16 protein-coding genes, 1 tRNA gene and 2 pseudogenes are annotated in these 20,620 nt (G+C 69.3%); 7 read left to right on the top strand and 12 right to left on the bottom strand.

All coding sequences use genetic code 11. From position 1 onward, the window contains the following. Positions 1 to 736: 736 nt before the first annotated feature. The 8 genes from ACH4YP_RS40080 to ACH4YP_RS40115 all read right to left on the bottom strand — a co-directional run bounded on the left by ACH4YP_RS40080 (position 737) and on the right by ACH4YP_RS40115 (position 8,066). Positions 737 to 952 (bottom strand): DUF397 domain-containing protein, encoded by a 216-nt coding sequence (locus ACH4YP_RS40080; protein ID WP_361061526.1) that lies wholly within the window; start codon positions 950 to 952, stop codon positions 737 to 739. Then, positions 949 to 1,773, bottom strand: a complete 825-nt coding sequence (locus ACH4YP_RS40085; RefSeq protein ID WP_398495998.1) for a Scr1 family TA system antitoxin-like transcriptional regulator — start codon at positions 1,771 to 1,773, stop codon at positions 949 to 951. The genes ACH4YP_RS40080 and ACH4YP_RS40085 overlap by 4 nt, the downstream gene beginning before the upstream one ends. Before the next feature lie 1,165 nt (positions 1,774 to 2,938). Beyond that, the gene (gene pth, locus ACH4YP_RS40090; protein WP_269651141.1) at positions 2,939 to 3,550 is read right to left on the bottom strand and encodes an aminoacyl-tRNA hydrolase; all 612 of its coding nucleotides are present in this window, start codon (positions 3,548 to 3,550) and stop codon (positions 2,939 to 2,941) included. Between the two features lie 94 nt (positions 3,551 to 3,644). Further along, a complete protein-coding gene (locus tag ACH4YP_RS40095) occupies positions 3,645 to 4,232 on the bottom strand; it encodes a 50S ribosomal protein L25/general stress protein Ctc (RefSeq protein ID WP_361061520.1) in 588 nt (195 codons plus the stop codon). A 202-nt stretch (positions 4,233 to 4,434) separates the two neighbouring features. Next, entirely contained in the window at positions 4,435 to 5,406 is a 972-nt protein-coding gene (locus ACH4YP_RS40100) for a ribose-phosphate diphosphokinase (protein ID WP_055617955.1), read from the bottom strand. A gap of 121 nt (positions 5,407 to 5,527) precedes the next feature. After that, entirely contained in the window at positions 5,528 to 6,976 is a 1,449-nt protein-coding gene (glmU, locus tag ACH4YP_RS40105) for a bifunctional UDP-N-acetylglucosamine diphosphorylase/glucosamine-1-phosphate N-acetyltransferase GlmU (protein ID WP_398496001.1), read from the bottom strand. A 128-nt stretch (positions 6,977 to 7,104) separates the two neighbouring features. Beyond that, a tRNA-Gln gene (locus tag ACH4YP_RS40110) sits at positions 7,105 to 7,176 on the bottom strand. Between the two features lie 8 nt (positions 7,177 to 7,184). Further along, complete coding sequence (locus ACH4YP_RS40115) at positions 7,185 to 8,066, bottom strand: hypothetical protein (protein ID WP_361061516.1); 882 nt, start codon at positions 8,064 to 8,066, stop codon at positions 7,185 to 7,187. A gap of 167 nt (positions 8,067 to 8,233) precedes the next feature. Here ACH4YP_RS40115 and ACH4YP_RS40120 point away from each other — a divergent pair, with 167 nt between their 5' ends. After that, positions 8,234 to 9,562, top strand: coding sequence for a sensor histidine kinase (locus ACH4YP_RS40120; RefSeq protein ID WP_398496003.1), 1,329 nt, complete (start codon positions 8,234 to 8,236; stop codon positions 9,560 to 9,562). Between the two features lie 91 nt (positions 9,563 to 9,653). On the opposite strand, the gene ACH4YP_RS40125 is transcribed toward ACH4YP_RS40120, so the two are convergent. Next, positions 9,654 to 10,166: an SUKH-3 domain-containing protein gene (locus ACH4YP_RS40125; protein ID WP_361061512.1), complete on the bottom strand. Its 513-nt coding sequence runs from the start codon at positions 10,164 to 10,166 to the stop codon at positions 9,654 to 9,656. A 96-nt stretch (positions 10,167 to 10,262) separates the two neighbouring features. Then, positions 10,263 to 10,766, bottom strand: coding sequence for a YwqJ-related putative deaminase (locus tag ACH4YP_RS40130; protein ID WP_361061510.1), 504 nt, complete (start codon positions 10,764 to 10,766; stop codon positions 10,263 to 10,265). A gap of 249 nt (positions 10,767 to 11,015) precedes the next feature. Between ACH4YP_RS40130 and ACH4YP_RS40135 the strand changes: the two genes are divergently transcribed. The 3 genes from ACH4YP_RS40135 to ACH4YP_RS40145 all read left to right on the top strand — a co-directional run bounded on the left by ACH4YP_RS40135 (position 11,016) and on the right by ACH4YP_RS40145 (position 16,077). Further along, on the top strand, positions 11,016 to 12,011 hold the full coding sequence (locus ACH4YP_RS40135) for an SMI1/KNR4 family protein (protein ID WP_398496006.1): 996 nt from the start codon (positions 11,016 to 11,018) through the stop codon (positions 12,009 to 12,011). Positions 12,012 to 12,018: 7 nt separating this feature from the next. Further along, the gene (locus ACH4YP_RS40140) at positions 12,019 to 15,006 is read left to right on the top strand and encodes an SUKH-4 family immunity protein (protein ID WP_398496007.1); all 2,988 of its coding nucleotides are present in this window, start codon (positions 12,019 to 12,021) and stop codon (positions 15,004 to 15,006) included. 183 nt (positions 15,007 to 15,189) lie between these two features. After that, complete coding sequence (locus tag ACH4YP_RS40145) at positions 15,190 to 16,077, top strand: cellulose-binding protein (RefSeq protein WP_398496009.1); 888 nt, start codon at positions 15,190 to 15,192, stop codon at positions 16,075 to 16,077. A gap of 182 nt (positions 16,078 to 16,259) precedes the next feature. Here the strand turns inward: ACH4YP_RS40145 and ACH4YP_RS40150 are convergent, their stop codons facing one another. Then, positions 16,260 to 17,837, bottom strand: coding sequence for a cation acetate symporter (locus ACH4YP_RS40150; protein WP_398496033.1), 1,578 nt, complete (start codon positions 17,835 to 17,837; stop codon positions 16,260 to 16,262). 26 nt (positions 17,838 to 17,863) lie between these two features. Then, positions 17,864 to 18,337 (bottom strand): DUF485 domain-containing protein, encoded by a 474-nt coding sequence (locus tag ACH4YP_RS40155; protein WP_361061503.1) that lies wholly within the window; start codon positions 18,335 to 18,337, stop codon positions 17,864 to 17,866. A gap of 267 nt (positions 18,338 to 18,604) precedes the next feature. On the opposite strand from ACH4YP_RS40155, the pseudogene ACH4YP_RS40160 reads away from it, so the two are divergent. The 3 genes and pseudogenes from ACH4YP_RS40160 to ACH4YP_RS40170 all read left to right on the top strand — a co-directional run. Beyond that, a pseudogene (locus tag ACH4YP_RS40160) lies at positions 18,605 to 19,018 on the top strand (polymorphic toxin-type HINT domain-containing protein); the annotation flags it as partial. A gap of 250 nt (positions 19,019 to 19,268) precedes the next feature. Beyond that, positions 19,269 to 19,715, top strand: a complete 447-nt coding sequence (locus tag ACH4YP_RS40165; protein WP_398496011.1) for a hypothetical protein — start codon at positions 19,269 to 19,271, stop codon at positions 19,713 to 19,715. A 408-nt stretch (positions 19,716 to 20,123) separates the two neighbouring features. Further along, positions 20,124 to 20,525, top strand: a pseudogene (locus tag ACH4YP_RS40170) (SDR family NAD(P)-dependent oxidoreductase); the annotation flags it as partial. Between the last annotated feature and the right edge of the window lie 95 nt (positions 20,526 to 20,620).

Raw genomic sequence — 20,620 nt, forward strand, 5'->3', positions numbered from 1 at the left:
TCTTGGCGGGCAAAAAAGTGTACGGCGAAGCCTTGAATTCTGGTTTCGGATTCAACACTTCGATGCATCATTTGCTCATGAGGCTGACGGGATGCTCTACCTTGCGTTGGAGCAATGCGAAAATAAGACCGCCTTCAAGATAAACTTCGAGAGCTATTTGTCGATCGAATCGAGGTCGAACCCGTCGTGCTCGCGGAGTATCAGCGGGAACGTACGCGGAGCGATGGACGATCTCGGTACGGCTGTCGCCGAGTGCGCCGATGGGTTTGCTGTGACGATGAAGGGCGCTGAGCGGAAGGCGAGGGAGGCCGGCCGGAGATTACTCCGGAGGGCACGGGCCAGGTGATGGCGCTGGGCGCGGTCGTCGAGCAGGACGGGGTGAAGAGTCCGGTCAAGGTGGTCGTGTTCCGCAAGGGCTCAACGGTCGGGTATGTCAGTGCAGTACCAGAGGGGCGAGTCGGTGAGGGTTTCGCGGTTCTCTCTGCCGTGGTCGACGCCCAGCTCGCCAAGCTGGGTTCACGGTGTTCCGGACTCTGACCGGCGCCAGCGCTCCGCCCCGATCCGCTCCTACATCTCCACCATGCACAATCACGGCATCAACCCCCTGACCGCCGACCCGCTCTCTTCGTCGGACGGCCATGGATGTTGCCCGTAACCAACTGAAACGCCTGAGCAGTTGCGAAGCCCCGCCTACCAGGAGAGTGACGGGGCTGGTGCGGAATGTGACAGGTGTGGGTCAGGAGTGGTTGATCGAACCGTCCTTGACGGCGGTGACGAAGGCCGACCATCCGTCGTTCGGGACGAGGATGGGCGCCCCTTCGGGGATCTTGCTGTCACGCACAGGGACTACGTAAGGGAAGCCGTCGCCCACCTCCACGCAACTGCCTCCTTGGCCGTCACTGTAAGACGACTTTCGCCAGACTGCCGCGCTCAGGTCGTGTCGGTTGCTCATGCTCTTGAGTAGTCCTCCGCCGCCGATGCGATCAGGTCCAGGGATGCCGCCGGAGACAGCGCGGTTGCCCTGACCCGATCGTATGACCTCTGGTATTGCTCAACCAGTGCTGGGTCTTCGATGAGTTGTCCGCTTCCCGCGCCCTCCGCGTAGACAGCGGGCGGGGCATCGTGGAATGCGAAGAGGGCTGTCATCCCGTTGATGAAGGCCTCAGCCGACGCAGCGAAGGGCAGCACCTGCAGCACGACACGTCGGCTCTTGCCCAGTTCGACCAGGTGTTTCAACTGTTCCGACATGACCGCGTCCCCGCCCATCGGCACTCGAAGAACGGTCTCGTGGAGAACTGCCCACAGTAGCGGGCTTGTGGGGCCTTCCAGGATGCTCTGCCGCCCCAGCCGGAGCTGTACGAACTGCTCAACCTCATGCGGTTCCGCATAAGGCAAGGTGACGCAGGTGATCGCCCGCGCGTACCCCTCAGTCTGCAGCAGTCCCGGCACCAGCATCGGCGCATACTCACTGATCGTCTTCGCCAGCGTTTCCAGCTCCGCCGCGTCAGCGAAATAGTCCGCATGCTTGGACTTCCGAGCCAGGCTGCACAGCCGCTCGAAGTGCCGGTCCGTGCCGAAGACCTGGTCGAAGAGGCGGGACAGATCCGGCTGCGGCCGACGCGTTGCGGACTCGAACTGGCCGATGTACGCCCCGGAGCAGAAGACCTTCTCCCCCAACTGCTCCTGGGAATAGCCCGCTGCCTCCCTCTCCCGGCGAAGTTCGGAGCCGTAGAAGGTCCGCGGCGATGTGTACGGGTCGAGACCCGATGCCACGGCTCGGCTCCGCTGCCTGCTCCCATGATCCTGCGTAGTCACCGCCGGCCACGCCCCCCTCGCGCTGTCCATACGCGTCACTCTCTGAGAATCCGGGTCTATCATCAGGCCCGGCCCAGGGTCATTTCCCGCCCGCACCCTGTTGAGGGCGCGCTCCCCTACTGAGCGTAGCGCTAACTCGTCACGCTGTGTGTGTCAATCGTGACGCGTGCCCACTCCCACCCGGGCTCTTCCCGCCGCAGCAGCGGGTGCGCAACTGAGCCAAGTCGGCGCCTCTCAAGCGGCCATGCCTGTCACCACCCCGGTATGGCGAAGAGACCACGGGGCACACCGGTCGACCACGAGATTCTGGGACCCGCAAGGGCCCAAGTCGGCGATCGAAGGCTGAGCATCGGCGAGTGCACCGCCCCGCTCGTACGGCCCGAGGCCGTCTGCTTGTCCGTGGCCTGAACGCTGTCGGCGTCGGCCGAACTCTCGACTGTCGTCGAGACTCGTCATCATGCGACAGGGCCCGGCTCCGGGAGCCGCGGACCCGCCCGGTCCCAGGATGGGAGCCGGTCGGCGATGCCGTACGAGTCCAGACGAAGGGTGCGAATGTCGAGAACGAACAGCTCGTTATCGAAGAACCCGAATGGAGTCGGAAGCACCCGAACCAAGGAGCACACCGTGAGCGCACAGCCGGAATCCTCGAAACCTCCTCTGGCGAGGTCATTCCCGGAGCCGTCCGGTGAAACGTACGTGGCGAAGGCGTCGAAGACGAGACAACGGGCTGGGCCTGGGAGTACGACCCGAGTGCCGAGTGGGTCGCAGGCGGTATGAAAGAGCAGGACCACGAGGCAGTACGCGTCATGACATCCGCTCTGGCCGACCTGGCCGCCGCCGGACTCAGCCCCGACGGACGCCTCGACGACGACCCCTGACCTGGCCTCCCGCACAGTAACCACTGCGCCGCGTCCGCTCGCCGAGCTGCGTCGGGTCACAGCCCGCCCTTTCCCGAGCTCATCCGGCTCCTGCGAGCCCTCGTGCTGCCGCCACGTCCACGACCGCGAGCACGTCCTGTACTGGACCGCCTGGCGGCGCCATCACCAAACCGTCGCGACCGCCTGCCACCAGCAACGGACACCACCGTCACGACCAACCGTGATCAAGAACTACAGCTGTCGTGTCACGAGTTGTACGTCGACTGAGCCCGCTCCAGGCCCTCGATCACCAGAGCCTCCACCGCGTCCGACGCACGGTCCACGAAGTAGTCCAGTTCCTTGCGCTCCGCCGCGGAGAAGTCCTTGAGGACGAAGTCGGCGACCTGCATACGGCCCGGCGGGCGGCCGATGCCGAAACGGACGCGGTGGTAGTCCGGGCCCATCGCCTTCGTCATCGACTTCAGACCGTTGTGGCCGTTGTCGCCGCCGCCCAGCTTCAGCCGCAGCACGCCGTAGTCGATGTCGAGTTCGTCGTGGACGGCGACGATGTTCGCCGTCGGCACCTTGTAGAAGTCGCGCAGGGCCGTGACCGGGCCGCCCGACAGGTTCATGTACGACATCGGCTTGGCCAGGATCACCCGGCGGTTCGCCGGTCCCGGCGGGCCGATACGCCCCTCGATCACCTGGGCCTGCGCCTTGCCGGCCCGCTTGAACTTCCCGCCGATCCGCTCGGCGAGGAGGTCGGCCACCATGAAGCCCACGTTGTGGCGGTTCCTGGCGTACTCGGGGCCGGGGTTGCCGAGCCCCACGATGAGCCAGGGGGCGCCTGGTTCCGTGGTCACGTCCGTGTCTCCCATGGGTCCTCGATCGGCGGGCTGTCCGGGTCAGGGATGCGCACCGGCCGCCGCCCCCTCGGGAGCGGCGGCCGGCGCACGGTGATCCGGTGCGGGATCAGGCCTCGGCGGCCTCGTCGCCCGCGGCGTCCTCGGTGGGCTCCTCCGCCTGGGCGGCCAGGACCTGGAGCACGACGGCGTCCTCGTCGATGACCAGCGTGGTGCCCTCGGGGAGCGGGATGTCCTTGGCGGAGATGGAGGCACCGGCCTCCAGGCCCGCGATGGACACGGTGACCGACTCGGGGATGTGCGTGGCCTCGGCCTCGACCGTCAGCGTGCTCAGCACGTGCTCGAGGAGGAAGGCGCCCGGGGCCAGCTCGCCCTCGGTGTGGACGTAGACCTCGACGGTGACCTTCTCGCCGCGCTTCACGGTGAGCAGGTCGACGTGCACGAGGAAGCCCTTGATCGCGTCGCGCTGGATGGCCTTCGGGATCGCCAGCTCGCTCTTGCCCTCGACGTCCAGGGTGAGCAGGACGTTGGACTTGCGCAGGGCGAGCTGGAGCTCGTGGCCCGGGAGCGTGATGTGGACGGGGTCGGCGCCGTGGCCGTAGACGACCGCGGGAACCTTGTTCTCACGACGGATGCGGCGGGCGGCACCCTTGCCGAACTCGGTGCGGGTCTCGGCGGCGAGCTTGACGTCGGCCATGGTCACTCCTCGTAGAACAGTTGGGGAAGGTGGTCACCCGGCCAAAACATCGGCCTGCTACGAAGAGCGCGTCGATAACGGACCGCCGCACCAAAGAGTGCGGCCTCCCTCGCCGAGCAACTGTGACAGCTTACGTGGCGGGGAGGCCGTACAAGAAATCGATCTACACGGCCCCTCGGGGACCGGTGGACCTGCTTCTCGGTTACTCGTCGAACAGGCTGGTCACCGAGCCGTCCTCGAAGACCTCGCGCACCGCGTTGGCGATCGTCGGCGCGATCGACAGCACGGTGATCTTGTCGAGCTCCAGCTCGCCCGGGGTGGGCAGCGTGTCCGTGAAGATGAACTCGCTGACCTTCGAGTTCTTCAGCCGGTCCGCGGCCGGACCGGAGAGCACACCGTGCGTGGCCGTCACGATGACGTCCTCCGCGCCGTGCGCGAACAGCGCGTCCGCGGCGGCGCAGATCGTGCCACCGGTGTCGATCATGTCGTCGACCAGGACACAGACCCGGCCCTCGACGTCACCGACGACCTCGTGGACCGTGACCTGGTTCGCGACGTCCTTGTCGCGGCGCTTGTGCACGATCGCCAGGGGCGCGCCCAGCCGGTCGCACCAGCGGTCGGCCACGCGCACGCGGCCGGCGTCCGGCGAGACGACCGTGAGCTTGGAGCGGTCCACCTTGTGGCCCACGTAGTCCGCGAGCAGCGGCAGCGAGAACAGATGATCCACCGGACCGTCGAAGAAGCCCTGGATCTGGTCGGTGTGCAGATCGACCGTCAGGAGGCGGTCGGCGCCCGCCGTCTTCATCATGTCGGCGATCAGACGGGCCGAGATCGGTTCACGTCCGCGGTGCTTCTTGTCCTGCCGGGCGTAACCGTAGAACGGCATGATCACGGTGATGCTCCGGGCGGAGGCCCGCTTCAGAGCATCGATCATGATGAGCTGCTCCATGATCCACTTGTTGATCGGAGCGGTGTGGCTCTGGATGAGGAAGCAGTCGGCGCCGCGGGCCGACTCCTCGTAGCGGACGTAGATCTCGCCGTTGGCGAAGTCGAAGGCCTTCGTCGGGACGACCCCGACACCCAGCTGGTGGGCGACCTCCTCGGCAAGCTCGGGGTGGGCGCGGCCGGAGAAGAACATCATCTTCTTCTCGCCGGTCGTCTTGATCCCGGTCACAGCACTGTCTCCTCAGAGGTGTCTCAGCTGGATGTTGAGATGTGTTCTCAGATGCGGTCCCAGCTGGGTGTGCGGGTGTGCATCTATCACGGTACGCCGAGTCCGACCCACCGCTTTCCGGTCAGCTTTCGTCGGCCGACTCCCGGGCAGCAGCCTCCGCCGCCTTCGCGGCCGCGCTACCCGGACGCTTGCGGGCCACCCAGCCCTCGATATTCCGTTGCTGGCCCCGGGCGACGGCCAGTGAACCGGCCGGTACGTCCTTCGTGATGACGGAGCCCGCGGCAGTGTAGGAGCCGTCCCCGACCGTGACGGGTGCCACAAACATGTTGTCCGAACCCGTCTTGCAGTGCGACCCGACCGTGGTGTGGTGCTTGGCCTCGCCGTCGTAGTTCACGAAGACGCTCGCGGCGCCGATGTTCGTGTACTCGCCGATCGTCGCGTCGCCCACGTACGAGAGGTGCGGGACCTTCGTGCCCTCGCCGATCGAGGCGTTCTTCGTCTCCACGTACGTACCCACCTTGGACTTTAGCCCGAGGCGGGTTCCGGGGCGGAGATACGCGTACGGACCCACGCTCGCCTGGGGGCCGACCTCGGCGCCGTCGGAGACCGTGTTGTCGATCCGGGCACCCGCGCCCACCCTGGTGTCCTTCAGGCGGGAGTTGGGGCCGACCTCGGCGCCCTCGGCGAGATGAGTGGCGCCCTGGAGCTGCGTGCCCGGGTGCACGATCGCGTCCTGCTCGAAGGTGACGGTGACGTCGATCCAGGTGGAGGCCGGGTCGACGACGGTGACGCCGGCGAGCATCGCCCGCTCCAGCAGCCGGTCGTTGAGGATGCGGCGGGCCTCGGAGAGCTGGACGCGGTTGTTGATGCCGGCGATCTCGCGGTGGTCGCCCGCCACGGAGGCGCCGACGCGGTGCCCGGCCTCGCGGAGGATGCCGAGGACGTCCGTCAGGTACTCCTCGCCCTGGCTGTTGTCCGTGCGGACCTTGCCGAGCGCGTCCGCGAGGAGCTGTCCGTCGAAGGCGAAGACACCGGAGTTGATCTCGCGGATCGCGCGCTGGGACTCCGAGGCGTCCTTGTGCTCGACGATCGCGGTGACCGCGCCGGAGGCGCCGTCGCGCACGATGCGGCCGTAGCCGGTGGCGTCCGGGACCTCGGCGGTGAGCACGGTGACCGCGTTGCCGTCGGTGGTGTGGTTGGAGGCGAGGTCGCGCAGGGTCGCGCCGGTGAGGAGGGGAGTGTCCCCGCAGACGACCACGACGGTTCCGTCGACGGTGCCGCCCAGCTCCTCCAGGGCCATCCGCACGGCGTGACCCGTGCCGTTCTGCTCGGCCTGCACGGCGGTCCGTACACCCGGAGCGGTGTCGGTGAGGTGCGCGGTGACCTTCTCGCGGGCGTGGCCCACGACGACCACCAGATGCTCGGGCTCCAACTCGCGTGCGGCGGCGAGTACATGGCCGACGAGAGAACGGCCACAGATGTCGTGCAGGACCTTGGGTGTGGCCGACTTCATACGGGTGCCCTCACCCGCTGCAAGAACGACGACGGCTGCCGGGCGGTTGGCGCTCACGGGGATGCCCTTCGGCTTCGGATGGCTGGGGTGCCTTTGGGGGGTGGACATCCGCAGGATACCGGGGCGTTGTGAGGGGGAAATGTGAGCGGGCCCTGACAGTGCTGTCAGGGCCCGAACGTTCGCAGCTCCGCCGGCTGGATTCGAACCAGCGTCTCAAGGCTCCAAAGGCCTGCGGGATGCCGCTACCCCACGGCGGATTGCTGCCTTAAACCTTACCGGAGGAGGGAGGGGCATGATCCCTCCCGGCGGAGTCCACCATCCCGGACCACCAGCCTTCGATGCGTCGGTATAGCTCGGCTCCTTGCGATACGCGGATTACGAGGCAGCCGCGGTAGTTCTCGCCTACGTTCTTGCGGACTGTCTTGGGGTTGTGCTTCTTGATGGTCGTTTTCTGGAACGTGGAGACGTCGACTCCGACGAGTTCCGCCCAGTAGCACTCGGCGCCATCAACGTCGGCCGTGATGTGGATCATGACTCGGTACTGCAGGCGTTTGGGCTCGACGCCAAGCAGGGTCAGCCAGGCCAAGTAGAGCCGGATGACGCCCGGATCGCTGTTGACGAAGTTGACCGTCTCTCGACGGTCGTATGGCTTGTCCTTCGAGCCTTCCGCCCAGTACAGGGCGACCCCGGCTACGAACAGGTCCCGATCGGTCATAGTGCCGATCTCGCGAGTGGCCGCCTCCTTCGTTTGCTTGCGCTCCTTGTCCCGTACTGTCAGCTCGTGCTCCCACCGCTTACGCGCCGCGAGCTTCGCCTGCTCTGTCGGGTCCCGGCGTTCCGGCTTCGGCAGGTCCCGTACCCACAGTGAGATCGAACTCTTCGAGCACCCCAGCTCCACCTGGATCTGGTCATAGGTCCAGCCCTGGAGTCGTAGCTCACGAGCCCTGTCGCGGAGGTCGTCCTTCGCGTTGGGCCGCTTCGTCCACTCCGGGGCCGGCTCGCCCTCCAGGAGGCGGTTGAGGATGTCGTTGTTGTCGACGTGGAGTCGGTCGCGGATCTGGCGGCGGCTGAGGCCGGTCCGGCGCAGCGCGGTCGCCTGCTCCCGCAGCTTCTCGAAGTCCGCGTATTTGCCGTGTGTGTGTGCCATAGGCATACCGTCCAGGCGGAATGCGGGCGTCCGGGGTCGAACGGTGGGCGATTCAGCAGTTCGAGGGATTCTGGTCGGTTTCGCGTCTGTTCGATTACGTTGAGTGGTGTAGGCCAGTACGCGAAACTCACCGGAAAAGCGGTGGGGGGCGACCGTAGGCTGGAGGCATGACCACGACGGGGGAAGACCACACCGCGACCCTGACCGGGCCGTGGTGGTGGGCGAGGTGGCGCAGTGCGGTGCTCGACGGGGGCCTCGCGTTGGTGTCCGCCGTGGAGTGTGCGATCGAGGGGTATCCCTTCGCGGACGCGGCGGGCGTGCCGGTGCCCGTCGGAATGGTGTTCGGGGCGCTCGCCGGGTCCGTGCTGTTGTTCCGGCGGCGGTGGCCCATCGCCGTGGTGCTGGTGTCGATCGCCATCACACCGGCCCAGATGGGGTTCCTGATGGGGCTCGTCGGGCTCTACACGCTCGCCGCGTCCGAGATGCCCCGGCGGATCATCGGGGCGCTGGCCGGTATGTCGATGGTGGGCATGCTGATCGTCACGTACGTGCGCGCGCACCAGGGGATGGTGCGGGGCGACCTGCAGATGGTGGGCGACTGGTTCGTGCCGTTCGTGTCCATCACCACCTCGCTCGGGATGACCGCGCCGCCGATCCTCCTCGGGTTGTACGTGGGGGCCAGGCGGCGGCTGATGGAGAGTCTGCGGGAGCGGGCCGACTCCCTGGAGCGGGAGTTGATGTTGCTGGCCGAGCGGGCCGAGGAGCGGGCGGAGTGGGCGCGCAACGAGGAGCGGACCCGGATCGCCCGCGAGATGCACGACGTCGTCGCGCACCGGGTGAGTCTGATGGTCGTGCACGCGGCGGCTCTGCAGGCCGTGGCCCGTAAGGATCCCGAGAAGGCCGTCAAGAACGCCTCGCTGGTGGGCGACATGGGACGGCAGGCGCTGACCGAGCTGCGGGAGATGCTGGGGGTGCTGCGTACGGGCGAGGGGGGTTACGGGGGTTCCTCGGTGCGGTTGCAGACCGTGCCGCTCGCCGCGGTGGGGGTCGCGGCCGCCGCCGCGGCGTCCCGGGCCGTGGACGAGGCGGCGGGGGACGGACCCTGCCTCGACGATCTCCAGGAGCTGGTGGGGCAGTCCGCCGCCGCGGGGATGGTCGTCGACCTGTTCGTGGAGGGGGACGCCCGGGACTATGCGGCCAGGGTGGAGCAGACCGCCTATCGGGTGGTGCAGGAGGCGCTGACCAACGTCCACAAGCATGCGGCGGGGGCGAAGACCCGGGTGCGGGTCGCGCATCGCGGGGCCGAGATCGCCATGCAGGTGGAGAACGGCCCGCCGCCCGAGCCCGGCGCCGCCTCCGATGCCCGGCTGCCCAGCGGGGGCAACGGCCTGGTGGGGATGAAGGAGCGGGTCCTGGGACTCGGGGGCGTGTTCGTCTCCGGCCCCACCGACGTCGGCGGCTTCCGGGTCTCGGCGGTCATCCCGGCGGAGGCGTGAGCACCGCCGTCCTGGCGTGAGCCGGGGCAGTCCTGCAGTGACGAGGTCGATCGAGGGTGGTCGGGGTCGGCCCCGGCGAGCCCGTGCCCCTTCAGCCGGCCGTCAGGCGTACCGGTTCCAGGCCTGAGACGAGGGTGGTCAGGGCCTGGTCGATGGTGGCGCCCAGGTACCAGTCGCCCGTGTGGTCGAGGGTGTAGGTGCGGCCCTCCGCGTCGATGGCGAGGAGGGCTCTGGTGTCGGACTCCTCGCCCAGCGGGGCCACTTCGCTGTCCAGGGCTCTGCCCAGGTCCACGAGCGTACGGGCCATGTGGAGGCCGTACAGGGGGTCCAGGTGCAGAGGCGTCGGGGCGATCTGGCGGCCGGTGGCGGTGGCGGGGATGTGGAGACCGCCGAACTCCGCCCAGGCCTCGACCGCCGCCGGGAACACGGAGTGGCGGTGACCGGCCGGCGACTCGTGGCTGCGCAGGGCGTCGGCCCAGATCTCGGCCTGCTTTATGTCCCAGCGGCCCGGCTGCCATCCCGCGGAGCGCAGCGCGGCGTCGACCACGGCCGGGAACCGGGTCGAGGTCGGTGTGGGGGAGGGGGCGGTGCGGTCGGTGTGCATCGGACCTTCGCGTTCGTCTGAGCTGCCGCGGCTGTGGTTCGGCGGCTTCTGCGAGGGGCGCCGGTGACGCCCTGTGTGGGGGGGAAGAGGGGTTTCTCAGTCCTCCGGTGCCGTCGGGTCGACGATGCGTACGCCGAAGTGGGCGCTGAGCGCGGTGCAGGAGCGGCAGGGCGGCGCGAAACTGCCGTGCAGCGGGTCGCCGTCCTCGCGGATGCGGCGGGCGGTGAGTTTGGCCTGCTTGAGGGACTTGCGGGCCTCTCCGTTGGTCATGGGTTTCCGGGCTGCCCGTTTGGAACGCTCCGTGTCCACCGCCGTGATGTGCCGCGAGATGAGGATCACTTCGGCGCAGCGGCCGGTGAAGCGGTCGCGCTGTCCGCTCGTCAGTGTGTCGAGGAAGTCCCGGACGAGCGGGTGGAGCGGCGGTGTCTGGTCGCCCCGGCCCGCCGTGCCGGTGAGTGTCGCGCCCCGTACGGACAGGGCGGCGGCGATGGTCGGAAGTATGCCGTCACGGCGGTGGAGGAGTGTGGGAGTGACGGGTGCCTCGGTGTTGCTCCAGCCCACCCTGGGGTCACCAGACCTGCCTGTCCGCGTTGAGTTCATCGTCCTGTTTCCTCCCCTTACCGCATCCCCCGGTGCTCCGACAGAGTGCCAAACTCCGTGGCTGGTGCGGAAGCTGGGGCGCCGCGACACGCGCGGTCTTCGCCGCACCGTCACGGCGCGATGACGGCAGGTCACGGAACCGGAGTCCCGCTGGCCGGTACGGAACCGGAGGCCCGGTGACCGGTGTCGTTCAACCGCATAGGCTGTCGATATCCGCGATCCATCAGAACGCCGCAGGGGGCAATCGCCATGACGACAGGTCGGCTCGGGCAGCAAGCCGCGCCGCCGAACGCGGCGTACGCCGGGCAGGTCGTGCACTTCCCGGATCCCGTCCGGGCGGCGCGTCACCCCAGAGGTGTACGTGTCGACGAGCGCGGCTATCCCGACTTCTCGTTCTATGCGCGTGCCGCCGCGGAGATCGCCGAGCCGCCCGAGGGGTTCGGGGTCGACGAACTCCGGCTGACGGACTACGTGTCCGCGAACGCCGCCCTGGCCGCGGACGGTCATGACCTGTGGGACACCATCCCGCCCGTCGCCACTCCGCACGGCTGGACCTGGCACCACGTGCCGGGGACCCGGCGGCTGGAGCTGGTGCCGGTCGAGGTGAAGGCGCTGCTGCGGCACCACGGTGGACTGGCCACCGCCGCCGTCGACCAGGACAAGCGCGGGACCCGGCCCTTGCAGGAGACCCGGCCCGCGCACTTCGGGCTGCCCAAGGCCGCCGTCGCGGTGACCGAGCAGCAGGTGCTGGGCGTCGAGGAGGACCTCGGGTACCGGCTGCCCGGCGCGTACCGGTCGTTCCTGAAGGCCGCCGGCGGGTGCGCCCCGATGGGGGCCGCGCTCGACGCCGAGCTGGGGCTGCTGGTCGACCAGCCGTTCTTCACCGTGCGCGACGAGGCCGCCGTCAACGACCTCGTGTACGTCAACAAATGTCTGCGGGACCACCTCACCAAGGACTACCTGGGCGTCGGCTTCGTCCAGGGCGGCCTGCTCGCCGTGAAGGTCAAGGGCGAGTGCGTCGGGTCCGTGTGGTTCTGCGCGTACGACGACGCCCGTGACCAGGACCTGTGGGCGCCCCCGGAGCGGGTGCAGCGGCTGCTGCTGCCCTGCGGGGACGACTTCGACCAGTTCCTGTCCCGGCTCGCCGGCAATCCGCCGGAGCTGGAGACCGTGGCGAACCTGATGGTGGACGGTGGATTCGCGCGGGCTGTGTCGGTGTCCGCGGTGTCTTCGGTGGGGGAGTGAGCGTCCGATGGTGACCTTCGCGCAGGCGCAGGAGCGCGCGGAAGAGTGGATCAACGGGGATGTGCCCGGCTACCAGCACCGCGAGGTGCGGGTGCGGGAGTTCGAACTCGGATTCGTGGTGTGGGCCGAGGACCGGGCCGAAGGACCGCGGTCCGACGGCGGCGCCCACCGGCTCGTCATCGCCCGTGACAGCGGCGAGGCCACGCTGTGGCCCTCGCTGCCGGTGGGCGAGGTGATCCGCCGGTACGAGGAGGAGTACGGGCTGCCGGACGCGGCGCCCGAACCGGCGCCCGCGCCTCCCGCGCGCGTCGACCTCAACCAGACGTCCTTCCTGCTGACTCCTCCGGAGTGGCTCCAGGAGGCGGCGGACCGGATGGGCATTCCGGACCGGCGGGACCGGACGTCCGGCGGGGCGTCGGGCATCGGGGCGTCGGGCGGTGCGAACGACGGGGCCGGGTCTCGTCCCGCCGCCGCTGCCGCCGGCAATGACGGGGTTCCGTCCGGAGGCCGTCATGCCGGTCCCGCGCACGGAGGGGCCGGGGGCGGAAGCGCGATCCCCGAGACGTTGCCCGGGCCCGTCGGTGGCCCGGCGGCATCCTCCGCTCCCGGTGGGGGTACGTCGTGGCCCGCCGCCGGCGGAGAGGCCCCGGGTGGTTCCGGGGTGCCCGCCGACGCGACGCCGTGGGCCGGGACCGACACCAACGCCGAGACGGGGGACGACCGTTCGGTGCCGCTCCCCGCGACTGTGTACGCGCCGCAGCTGAGGGACGTCGGGGGTGCGGGCGCCGGTGGCGGGCCGTCGGAGCCCGACGCGACACCCGAGGCCAAGACCAAGCTGATCTCCGGCGGCAGCCAGCTCCCGAGCACGGCCGTCTCCCCCGCGGTGGGCAACCCGAACCCGCCCTCGTTCCCGCAGGGGCCGGGGGCTCCGGCCGGCCCTGGCGGTCCAGGCGCGCAGGGCACCCCGCCGCCCGGGGCGCCTTCCTCGTACGGCTATCCGCAGGGTCCCGGCGCCGGGACGCCGCCTCCCGGTGCGCCTTCCTCGTACGGCTACCCGCAGGGGCCCGGTGCAGGCTCGCCGCCTCCCGGTGCGCCCGGGACCCCGCCTCCGGGTGCGCCCGGTACGCAGGGTGCTCCCTCGTACGGTTTCCCGCAGGGTGCTCCGCAGTCGCCCGCCGGGCCCAATCCGCCGCAGCCGCCTCCCGGTCCGGGTGCGGGCGGGCGGCCGTTGCCGCCCAACGCCGGTGACATCGCCGACGCGGCCACCAGCAAGGCGCAGGCTCCGCCGCGCGGTGCCCGTGGTGCGGGTGCGCCCGGTACGCCGCCGCCTCCGGGTGCGCCCGGTACGCCCGGCGCGCGCCCGGGTGGTGCGGCTCCCGCGTCCGGTCCCGGTGCGCCGGCCGGTGGGTACGTACCGACGCAGCTCGTTTCGCAGCTCGGCCCCGGCGGGCCGGGCGGGCCCGGGGCCCCGCAGCCTCCTGGCGCCCCGGGCACTCCGGGTACCCCGGGCGGTACGCCTCCGGGCGGTGTCCACCACGCGGCGACCATGCTCGCCGACCCGAACCAGCCCGGTGCGCCCAAGCCCCCTGGCGTGCCCGGTACTCCGGGTGCCCCGCAGCCTCCCGGTGTGCCAGGCGCACCGGGTGCTCCGGGCGTGCCCAACAACCCCGGCGGTACGCCTCCGGGCGGCGTCCACCATGCCGCGACCATGCTCGCCGGTCCGCCGGTCGGAGGCCCCGCCGCGCCACAGCCTCCGGGTGCTCCGGGTGCTCCGGGAGGTCCCGGTGGGCCCGGCGCCCCCGGTGGCGTCCACCACGCCGAGACCATGCTGGCCGGTCCCCCGAGCGGCGGCATGAGCATGGCGCCGCCGCCGCAGGCTCCTCCCGGGATGCCGGGCGCCCCCGGCATGCCGCCGCCCGGTCAGCAGCCCTACCCGGGGCAGCCCATGCCCGGTCAGCCGATGCCCAGTCAGCCCATGCCGGGGCAGCGGCCCCCGGCCTACGGCTACCCCCAGCAGGGGCAGCCGACCGTCGGCCCCGGCTATCAGGCGGTCCTGCGCTACCGCGCCCAGGACGGGAGCGAGCAGCAGCTCATCCGGCGTTCCGCGCCCGGCACCCCGCACCCGGAGTGGCAGATCCTGCACGAGCTGCGCGCGATGAACGTGCCGCCGCAGCAGGTGCTGGAGCTCCACACGGAGCTGGAGTCGTGCGAGCTGCCGGGTGCGTACTGCGCCCGGATGATCCGGGAGAGCTGGCCGCAGGCGCGGATCACCAGCATCGCCTCGTACGGCACGGACCACGCGAGCCGTCAGCAGGGCATGGGTCAACTGCTCGCGCACCAGGGCGAGTTGCACCAGGTCGCGGACGGTCCTGCCCGGCCCGGACCGATCCGGGCGCCGCTGCCGCCGGTGCAGCCCGCGCCGCCGGTCCCGCCGGAGGCGATCGGGCAGGAGCTGGCGGCGGCGTTCGGACCGGGACTGTTCCGGTTCGACCAGGCGGCCGTGTCCCGGCAGGGGGTGCCGCCGATCGTGGCGCACACGCTGGTGGTGGCCGGTCTGCCCGTCGACATGAACCCGTTCTTCTGGGCGCAGGCCCAGCCGGGCCGCCCGGTGCCGACGCTCGCCGAGCTGGCGCAGGAGCGTGGCGTCCAGCCGTCCGCGGACGCGGGCTCGTACCTCGTCATGGGCAGCGACTTCGGCAAGGCGATCTGTGTCCAGTACGGGACGGCGCACATCGTGGCCGTGCCGGTGGAGGCGGGTCCCGGCGGCGCTTCCGTACCGCCGCAGTTCGTGAACACGGGGCTGCCCGAGTTCGCGCGCAGCCTCGCGCTGCTGGGCCGGATGTGGCGGCTTCGCTTCGGGCTCAACCAGGAGCAGGCGGGGCGCTGGACCGTCGACTTCCAGGCGCAGTTGGCCGCGATCGACCCGGCGGCGCTCGGCTCGCCGGAGAGCTGGTGGTCGGTGCTGCTGGAACAGATGTGGGACGGCTTGCTGTGACGTCGGGTCGCTGAGCTGCCCGAACGTCCTGAGAGGGCCGGGCCCGGTCGGTCGACCGGGCCCGGCCCTTTCGCGTCATGTTCCTGCGTGACCCAAGTCCGGAGTGTCGCGTTGTGAACGCTTCTGCCTGATCCGCCAAGATGTGCGACAAATCATGTCGTACGCCGGAGAGGGGATTCGAGGATGAGCAACGCATCGGTGTCGCCTCAGGGCTTCGAGGCCGTACGGGGGCGCGGTTACCGTCCCGACCAGGTCGACGCGTACGCCGCGGCGCTCTCCCGGGGGCGCGACGCCGCCTGGGAACGGGCCGCCCGGCTGACCGTCCTGGCCAGGGAGATGGAGACCGAGGCGGACCGGCTGCACGAGGTCGTGGCGGGGCTGGCTCCCCAGACGTACGAGACGCTCGGCGACCGCGCCAGGCGGCTCTTCGAGCTGGGCGAGGAGGAGGCCGCGGCCGTGAGCGAGGGCGCGCGGCGGGAGGCCCAGCTGGTCCTGGAGGAGGCCGAGGCGGCGGCCGGGCAACTGCGCGAGGCCGCGGGCGCGGAGGCCGACGCGGTGCGTGGTGAGGCCGAGGAGCGGGTCCGGCACCGGCTGCTCGCCGCGCAGGCCGAGGCCGACGAGATGCGGATCGCCGCGCGGCGCGAGGTGAAGGAGAACCGCGGTGAGGCGCTCGCCGCGCTGCGCGAGACGCGGCGGCGCAGCGAGGCGCTCCTCGCCGAGCAGGAGAAGGAGCACGCCGAGCGCTGGGAGCGGGTCGCGCGCGAGGCGGCCGAACAGGAGGCCGCGCTCGACGCGCGCCACGAGGAGCGGACTGCGCGCGCGGCGGCGGAGCTGGCCGAGGCGGAGCGGGCTCTCGCCGAAGCTCTTGAGTCCACCCGTCACCACCAGGAGGACGCCGAGGCCCGCGCCGCCGAACTCCTCGCCGAGGCCCGCCTCCACGAGGACCGCATCACCCGCGAGACGGAACGCGTCCTCCGCGAACACGGCGACGAGTGGGACGACGTCAGCGCCCACATGACCCACGTCCGCAACAGCCTCACAACGTTGACGGGCCGAGCGACGGCGGAGTAGCGGGCGGCGCGTTGTCACCCGCGCCCCTGAAGGCGGGGGTCGCCCCATCTGTTTGGGGGCGCGGGGAACTGCGCGAGCAACACCGACCGACCCGCAGCCAACACACAGACCTCAGCCCCTGGTCTTTCAGGGACGCGGGGAACGGCGCGGGCAACGCTCACCGCCCGCAGCCAACACCCCCCTCAGTCCCGCCGGACGGCGCCCGCGAGGATCCACCCCTCCACAGCCTCGTACTGCTTCCGCTGCTCCTCCGCCGCCCTCCGGCCGGAGGCCACCGTGCCGAGCCAGCCGAACAGGAACCCCAGCGGAATGGAGACGATCCCGGTCGTGGTGAACGGGAACCAGGTGAAGTCATGGCCGGGGAAGGCCGAGATGGGCGACCCGGACACCAGATTCGTACCGGTCATCAGGACGAGCGTGCTCACCGAGCCGCCGATGAGCGTGCACATCAGCCCGGCACGCGTGTACCGCCGCCAGAACAGGCTGTAGACGAGCGCCGGCGCGATGGCGGACGCGCCGAGGCAGAACGACAGCGTCACCAGCGGCTGCAGGCTGTGGTGCTGGACCAGCGTGGCCAGCAGGATCGCCGGGATACCGACCGCCGCCGCGGACGCCCGCGCCAGTGTCATCTCCCGGCGAGGCGACAACTGCTTCCTGCCGTGCGCGAAGACGTCATGGGCAAGGGAGTTGGCGCAGGCGAGGATCATCCCGGCGACGGAGGCGAGCACGGTCAGGAAGATCGCCGCCGTGACGGTGGTGAACAGCAGCGTCTCGGCCGTCGAGACGTCCGCCCCGAACGCGGCCCGCGCCCCCAGCAGATACGCCGTGTTGCCCTGCGGGTCCTCCGCCGCGATCGCCTCCCGCCCGATCAGCGCCGTCGCCCCGAACCCGACGACCGTGATGATCAGCACGAACAGGGCCACGGCCGGCACCGCCCAGGACATCGAACGGCGCACCTGACGCGCGCTGCCCGCCGTGTACATACGCATGGTGATGTGCGGCAGACAGGCCCCGCCGAGGACCACCGTCAGCTCCGAACTGATCATGTCCAGGCGGGGGTTGGGCCCGCCCGAGAACTGCAGACCGGAGCTGAGGAACGCGGACCCGGCACCGCTGCTCCGAGCCGCCTGGCCGAACAGACCGCCGAGGTTCCAGTCGAACTTGTGCAGGATGAGTACGGCGATGACGGCGCCCGAGCCGAGCAGCATCACGATCTTCAGGATCTGGATGAGGGCGGTGCCCTTCATGCCGCCGATCGCCGCGTAGCTGATCATCAGCGCGCCGAGGCCGATGATGCAGCCCGTCTTCAGCCCCTCGCTGGAGAAGCCGAGGATGAACGCCAACAGGTCGCCGGTTCCGGCGAGTTGGACCAGCATCAGTGGGAGCAGCGCGGCCAGTGTCGCCGCGCACGCCGTGATCCGTACCGCCCGGCCCGGCATCCGCCGTGCCAGCGCGTCGCCCATGGTGAACCGGCCCGCGTTCCGCAGGGGTTCGGCCAGCAGGAACATCAGCAGCATGAGGGAGAGGGCCGTGCTGAGGGCGAGTACGACCCCGTCGTACCCGAAGAACGCGATCACGCCGCCCGTGCCGAGCACGGTGGCCGCGGAGATGTAGTCACCCGCGATGGCCAGGCCGTTGCGCATCGGGGAGAGGGAGCCGTACCCCGTGTAGAACTCGTCGAGGTCGTCCCGGTCCGGGCCCGTCATCACGCACAGCAACAGCGTGATGGTCGCCACGACCGTGAACGCCACGAGTGACATCGCCTGGGCGGAACTGCTGAAGCCGGTCACCTGCCCGCCTCCGCCCGCTTGGTGTCCAGCTCCGCCTGCTTCCGCAGTCGCTCGGCGATCGGGTCCACGCCCCGGCGGGCCGTGTACTCGTACAGCGCGATCGCCACGCAGGTGACGGGCACCTGGAAGAGCCCCAGCATCAGACCGAGGGGCAGCCCGTCGGCCACCTCCCTCGTCATGAACGACGGCGCCCACGCGGACAGGACGAGGAACAGCGTGAAGTAACCGAGCGCGGTCAGCGTCGCCACGCGCCGCTGCCAGCGGTACGCGGTGCGCAGCACCCGGAGGTCGCTGTGGTGCCCGAGCGCGGTAAGGCGATGCCGGTTCGGCTGTCGGGCGGGTTCGGGCTCCGGCTGTTGCGGAGCCCACGGATACGTCGGTTGCGTCGGGTACGTCGAGTAGGACGGTGACGAGTTGTGGGGCGGATGGTGCGGTGGAACGGGGTACGACGGGGACGAGTCGTAGGACATCCCGGTTCTCCTTGCGTGGCTCGGGCCCGGTGCGGACCGCAGGGAGCGGGGGGTGAGCGAGCACGCACGCTACTCGCAAGTAGCCGAACTGCGCGAGGGTTTCGCCAAACTGTCTGGTCGGTATGCGCTTACTTCGCTGACCTGGGGTGTTACCCGCGTTAACCCGGGCGCCCGTGTCCACGTTGACCGCTTGTGATCGAAGTGTGAGCAACTTGAGTGCACAGGTGTCTCGTTCGAGCCGTTCCTCTCCTCGTCGACCAAGGAATCACGGACGTCCGGATGGCCGACGGCTCGACCAAGGACATCGAGGATGTCGACGTCGGTGACGAGGTGCTGGCCACTGACCCGGAGACCGGCGAGACCGGCTCCCGCAAGGTCACGCGCCTCATCGTCACGGAGGACGACAAGCACTTCGACGAGCTGTCCATCGCGACCGAGGACGGCATCGAGAGGCTGACCGCGACGCAAGAGCACCCGTTCTGGTCCCCGTCCGAACAGGCGTGGATCGAGGCGGGCGACCTCGTGGCGGGTATGGCGCTGCTGACGGACGAGAGTGACACGGTCGTCGTCACCGGCAACCGCGCGTATACCGATCACGCGCGTACGTACAACCTCACGGTTGACGACCTGCATACGTACTACGTGCTGGCGGGCGGAACTCCGGTCCTCGTTCACAATTCAGGTGGGGATCCCTGAAATGTCAACTGGTCGGCCAAGAGCGTCAAGACCTTCGGGCACACCTTCAGTGATCACGGCAAGGCCGCGGAGTTCCTCAGAAGTGCCTGGGTCGAGGGAGCGTGAGCTCGTTCCGTACGCTGAGCGAGCCACAAGTCGTGAAATCCAAGGGGTGAGTGGAATTCCTTTCGAGTTCAGCCTGTCAGGCCCCTCGGGAGTCATCGCTTCCGCTACGGCTTCCGAGCCGCTGGAAGACGTGGACGACTACGAGTACCTCGTCATGCAGGGGTGCACGATCCTGTCGGAGATCGGCTGCGGATTTCATATTGCGGGGTTCGGCAGTGACGGCTGGGGCTTCGATGTGTCGTACGACATGTCGGCTCTCGTGGAACAACTGCCAGAACTGCTGAAGGGACTGGCATCGGAGGGACGCGGCGAAGTCGACTTCTACTCACAGGGTGTGGAGCGGACGGTGACCTTCGAGAGGGTGGCGGGGGCGTACGTACTCCGGTGCCATTCCAGGACTTCCTGGAAGCCGTCTCCTGAGGTCGAGTATGTCGATTCCGTCAGGATGGAGAGCATGCTGACGGAATTGGCCTCCACATTCTCGACCGGTCTGGAGGCCGCGTCCTCAGAGATCTCCATGCTGGAGCCGTTCCGAAGCTGGCGCGGCGAGCAATGGAATTGGAATACGGGGACCTGAGGCCTGAGCCCGGATCCACCGGCTTGATTCCCGGTTGATCGTTTCGGGGTCGTGCAGGCCGTGTTGGGGGAAGACCGCATCTCGGAAGTGCCTTGTCGATCGTGCCTGATGTGGTCCTGGAAAAACCCCGTCATCGCAGGTCGCAAGGCACTTCTTCGTTTCTGGGTGAACCATCCACGGGCATCGAGCCGGGGTGATCCGGACTCGGCGCACCAGGCAAGGGGGGTTCTGACAGTACCTGTATCACCAGGGTCTCCCGGACGTCCAAGACACCTGTCAACCTGGTTGAGTCGAAAGCGCCGACAACACTCCATGGAAACGCGCTGCAGCTTTACCCTCATCAGTTCAGTTGCCCCGAATACGCGACCGTGTCGGCGCATTCTTTTACGAAGGAAGGGACGGAGACCAATGGCGGACAACCAGTTCACCACTCACACAGAGCGTTTCGATCTGAGGGGAAAGTACGCCCTTGTCACGGGCGGCACCAGAGGCATTGGGATGATGATAGCGCGCGGCCTTCTCCAGGCGGGCGCCCGCGTCGTCATCAGCTCACGCAACGCAGACACTTGCGCGGAGGCGCAGCGTCTGCTGTCCGAATTCGGCGACGTTCGAGCGATCCCCGCCGACCTGTCCAGGCACGACGAGTGTCAGCGCCTCGCTGATCTTGTCCAGGCCGACTCGGAACACCTGGACATCCTTGTCAACAACGCGGGAGCGATGTGGCGCGAGCCGCTGGAGACGTTCCCGGACGAGGCCTGGGACGTGGTGCTCGACCTCAACCTCAAGTCGCCGTTCTGGCTGGTGCAGGCCCAGGGGCATTGCGTGATTGGGATTGGTCCGGTTCGCCGGTCTCGTGAGTGACGTGGCGTCATGTCCGTTGTGCAGCAAGGGGACCGGGAGAGCAG

Origin of the sequence: Streptomyces sp. NPDC020747 (genome assembly GCF_044334695.1) — a bacterium.
In the GTDB taxonomy this organism is placed as follows: Bacteria; Actinomycetota; Actinomycetes; order Streptomycetales; family Streptomycetaceae; genus Streptomyces.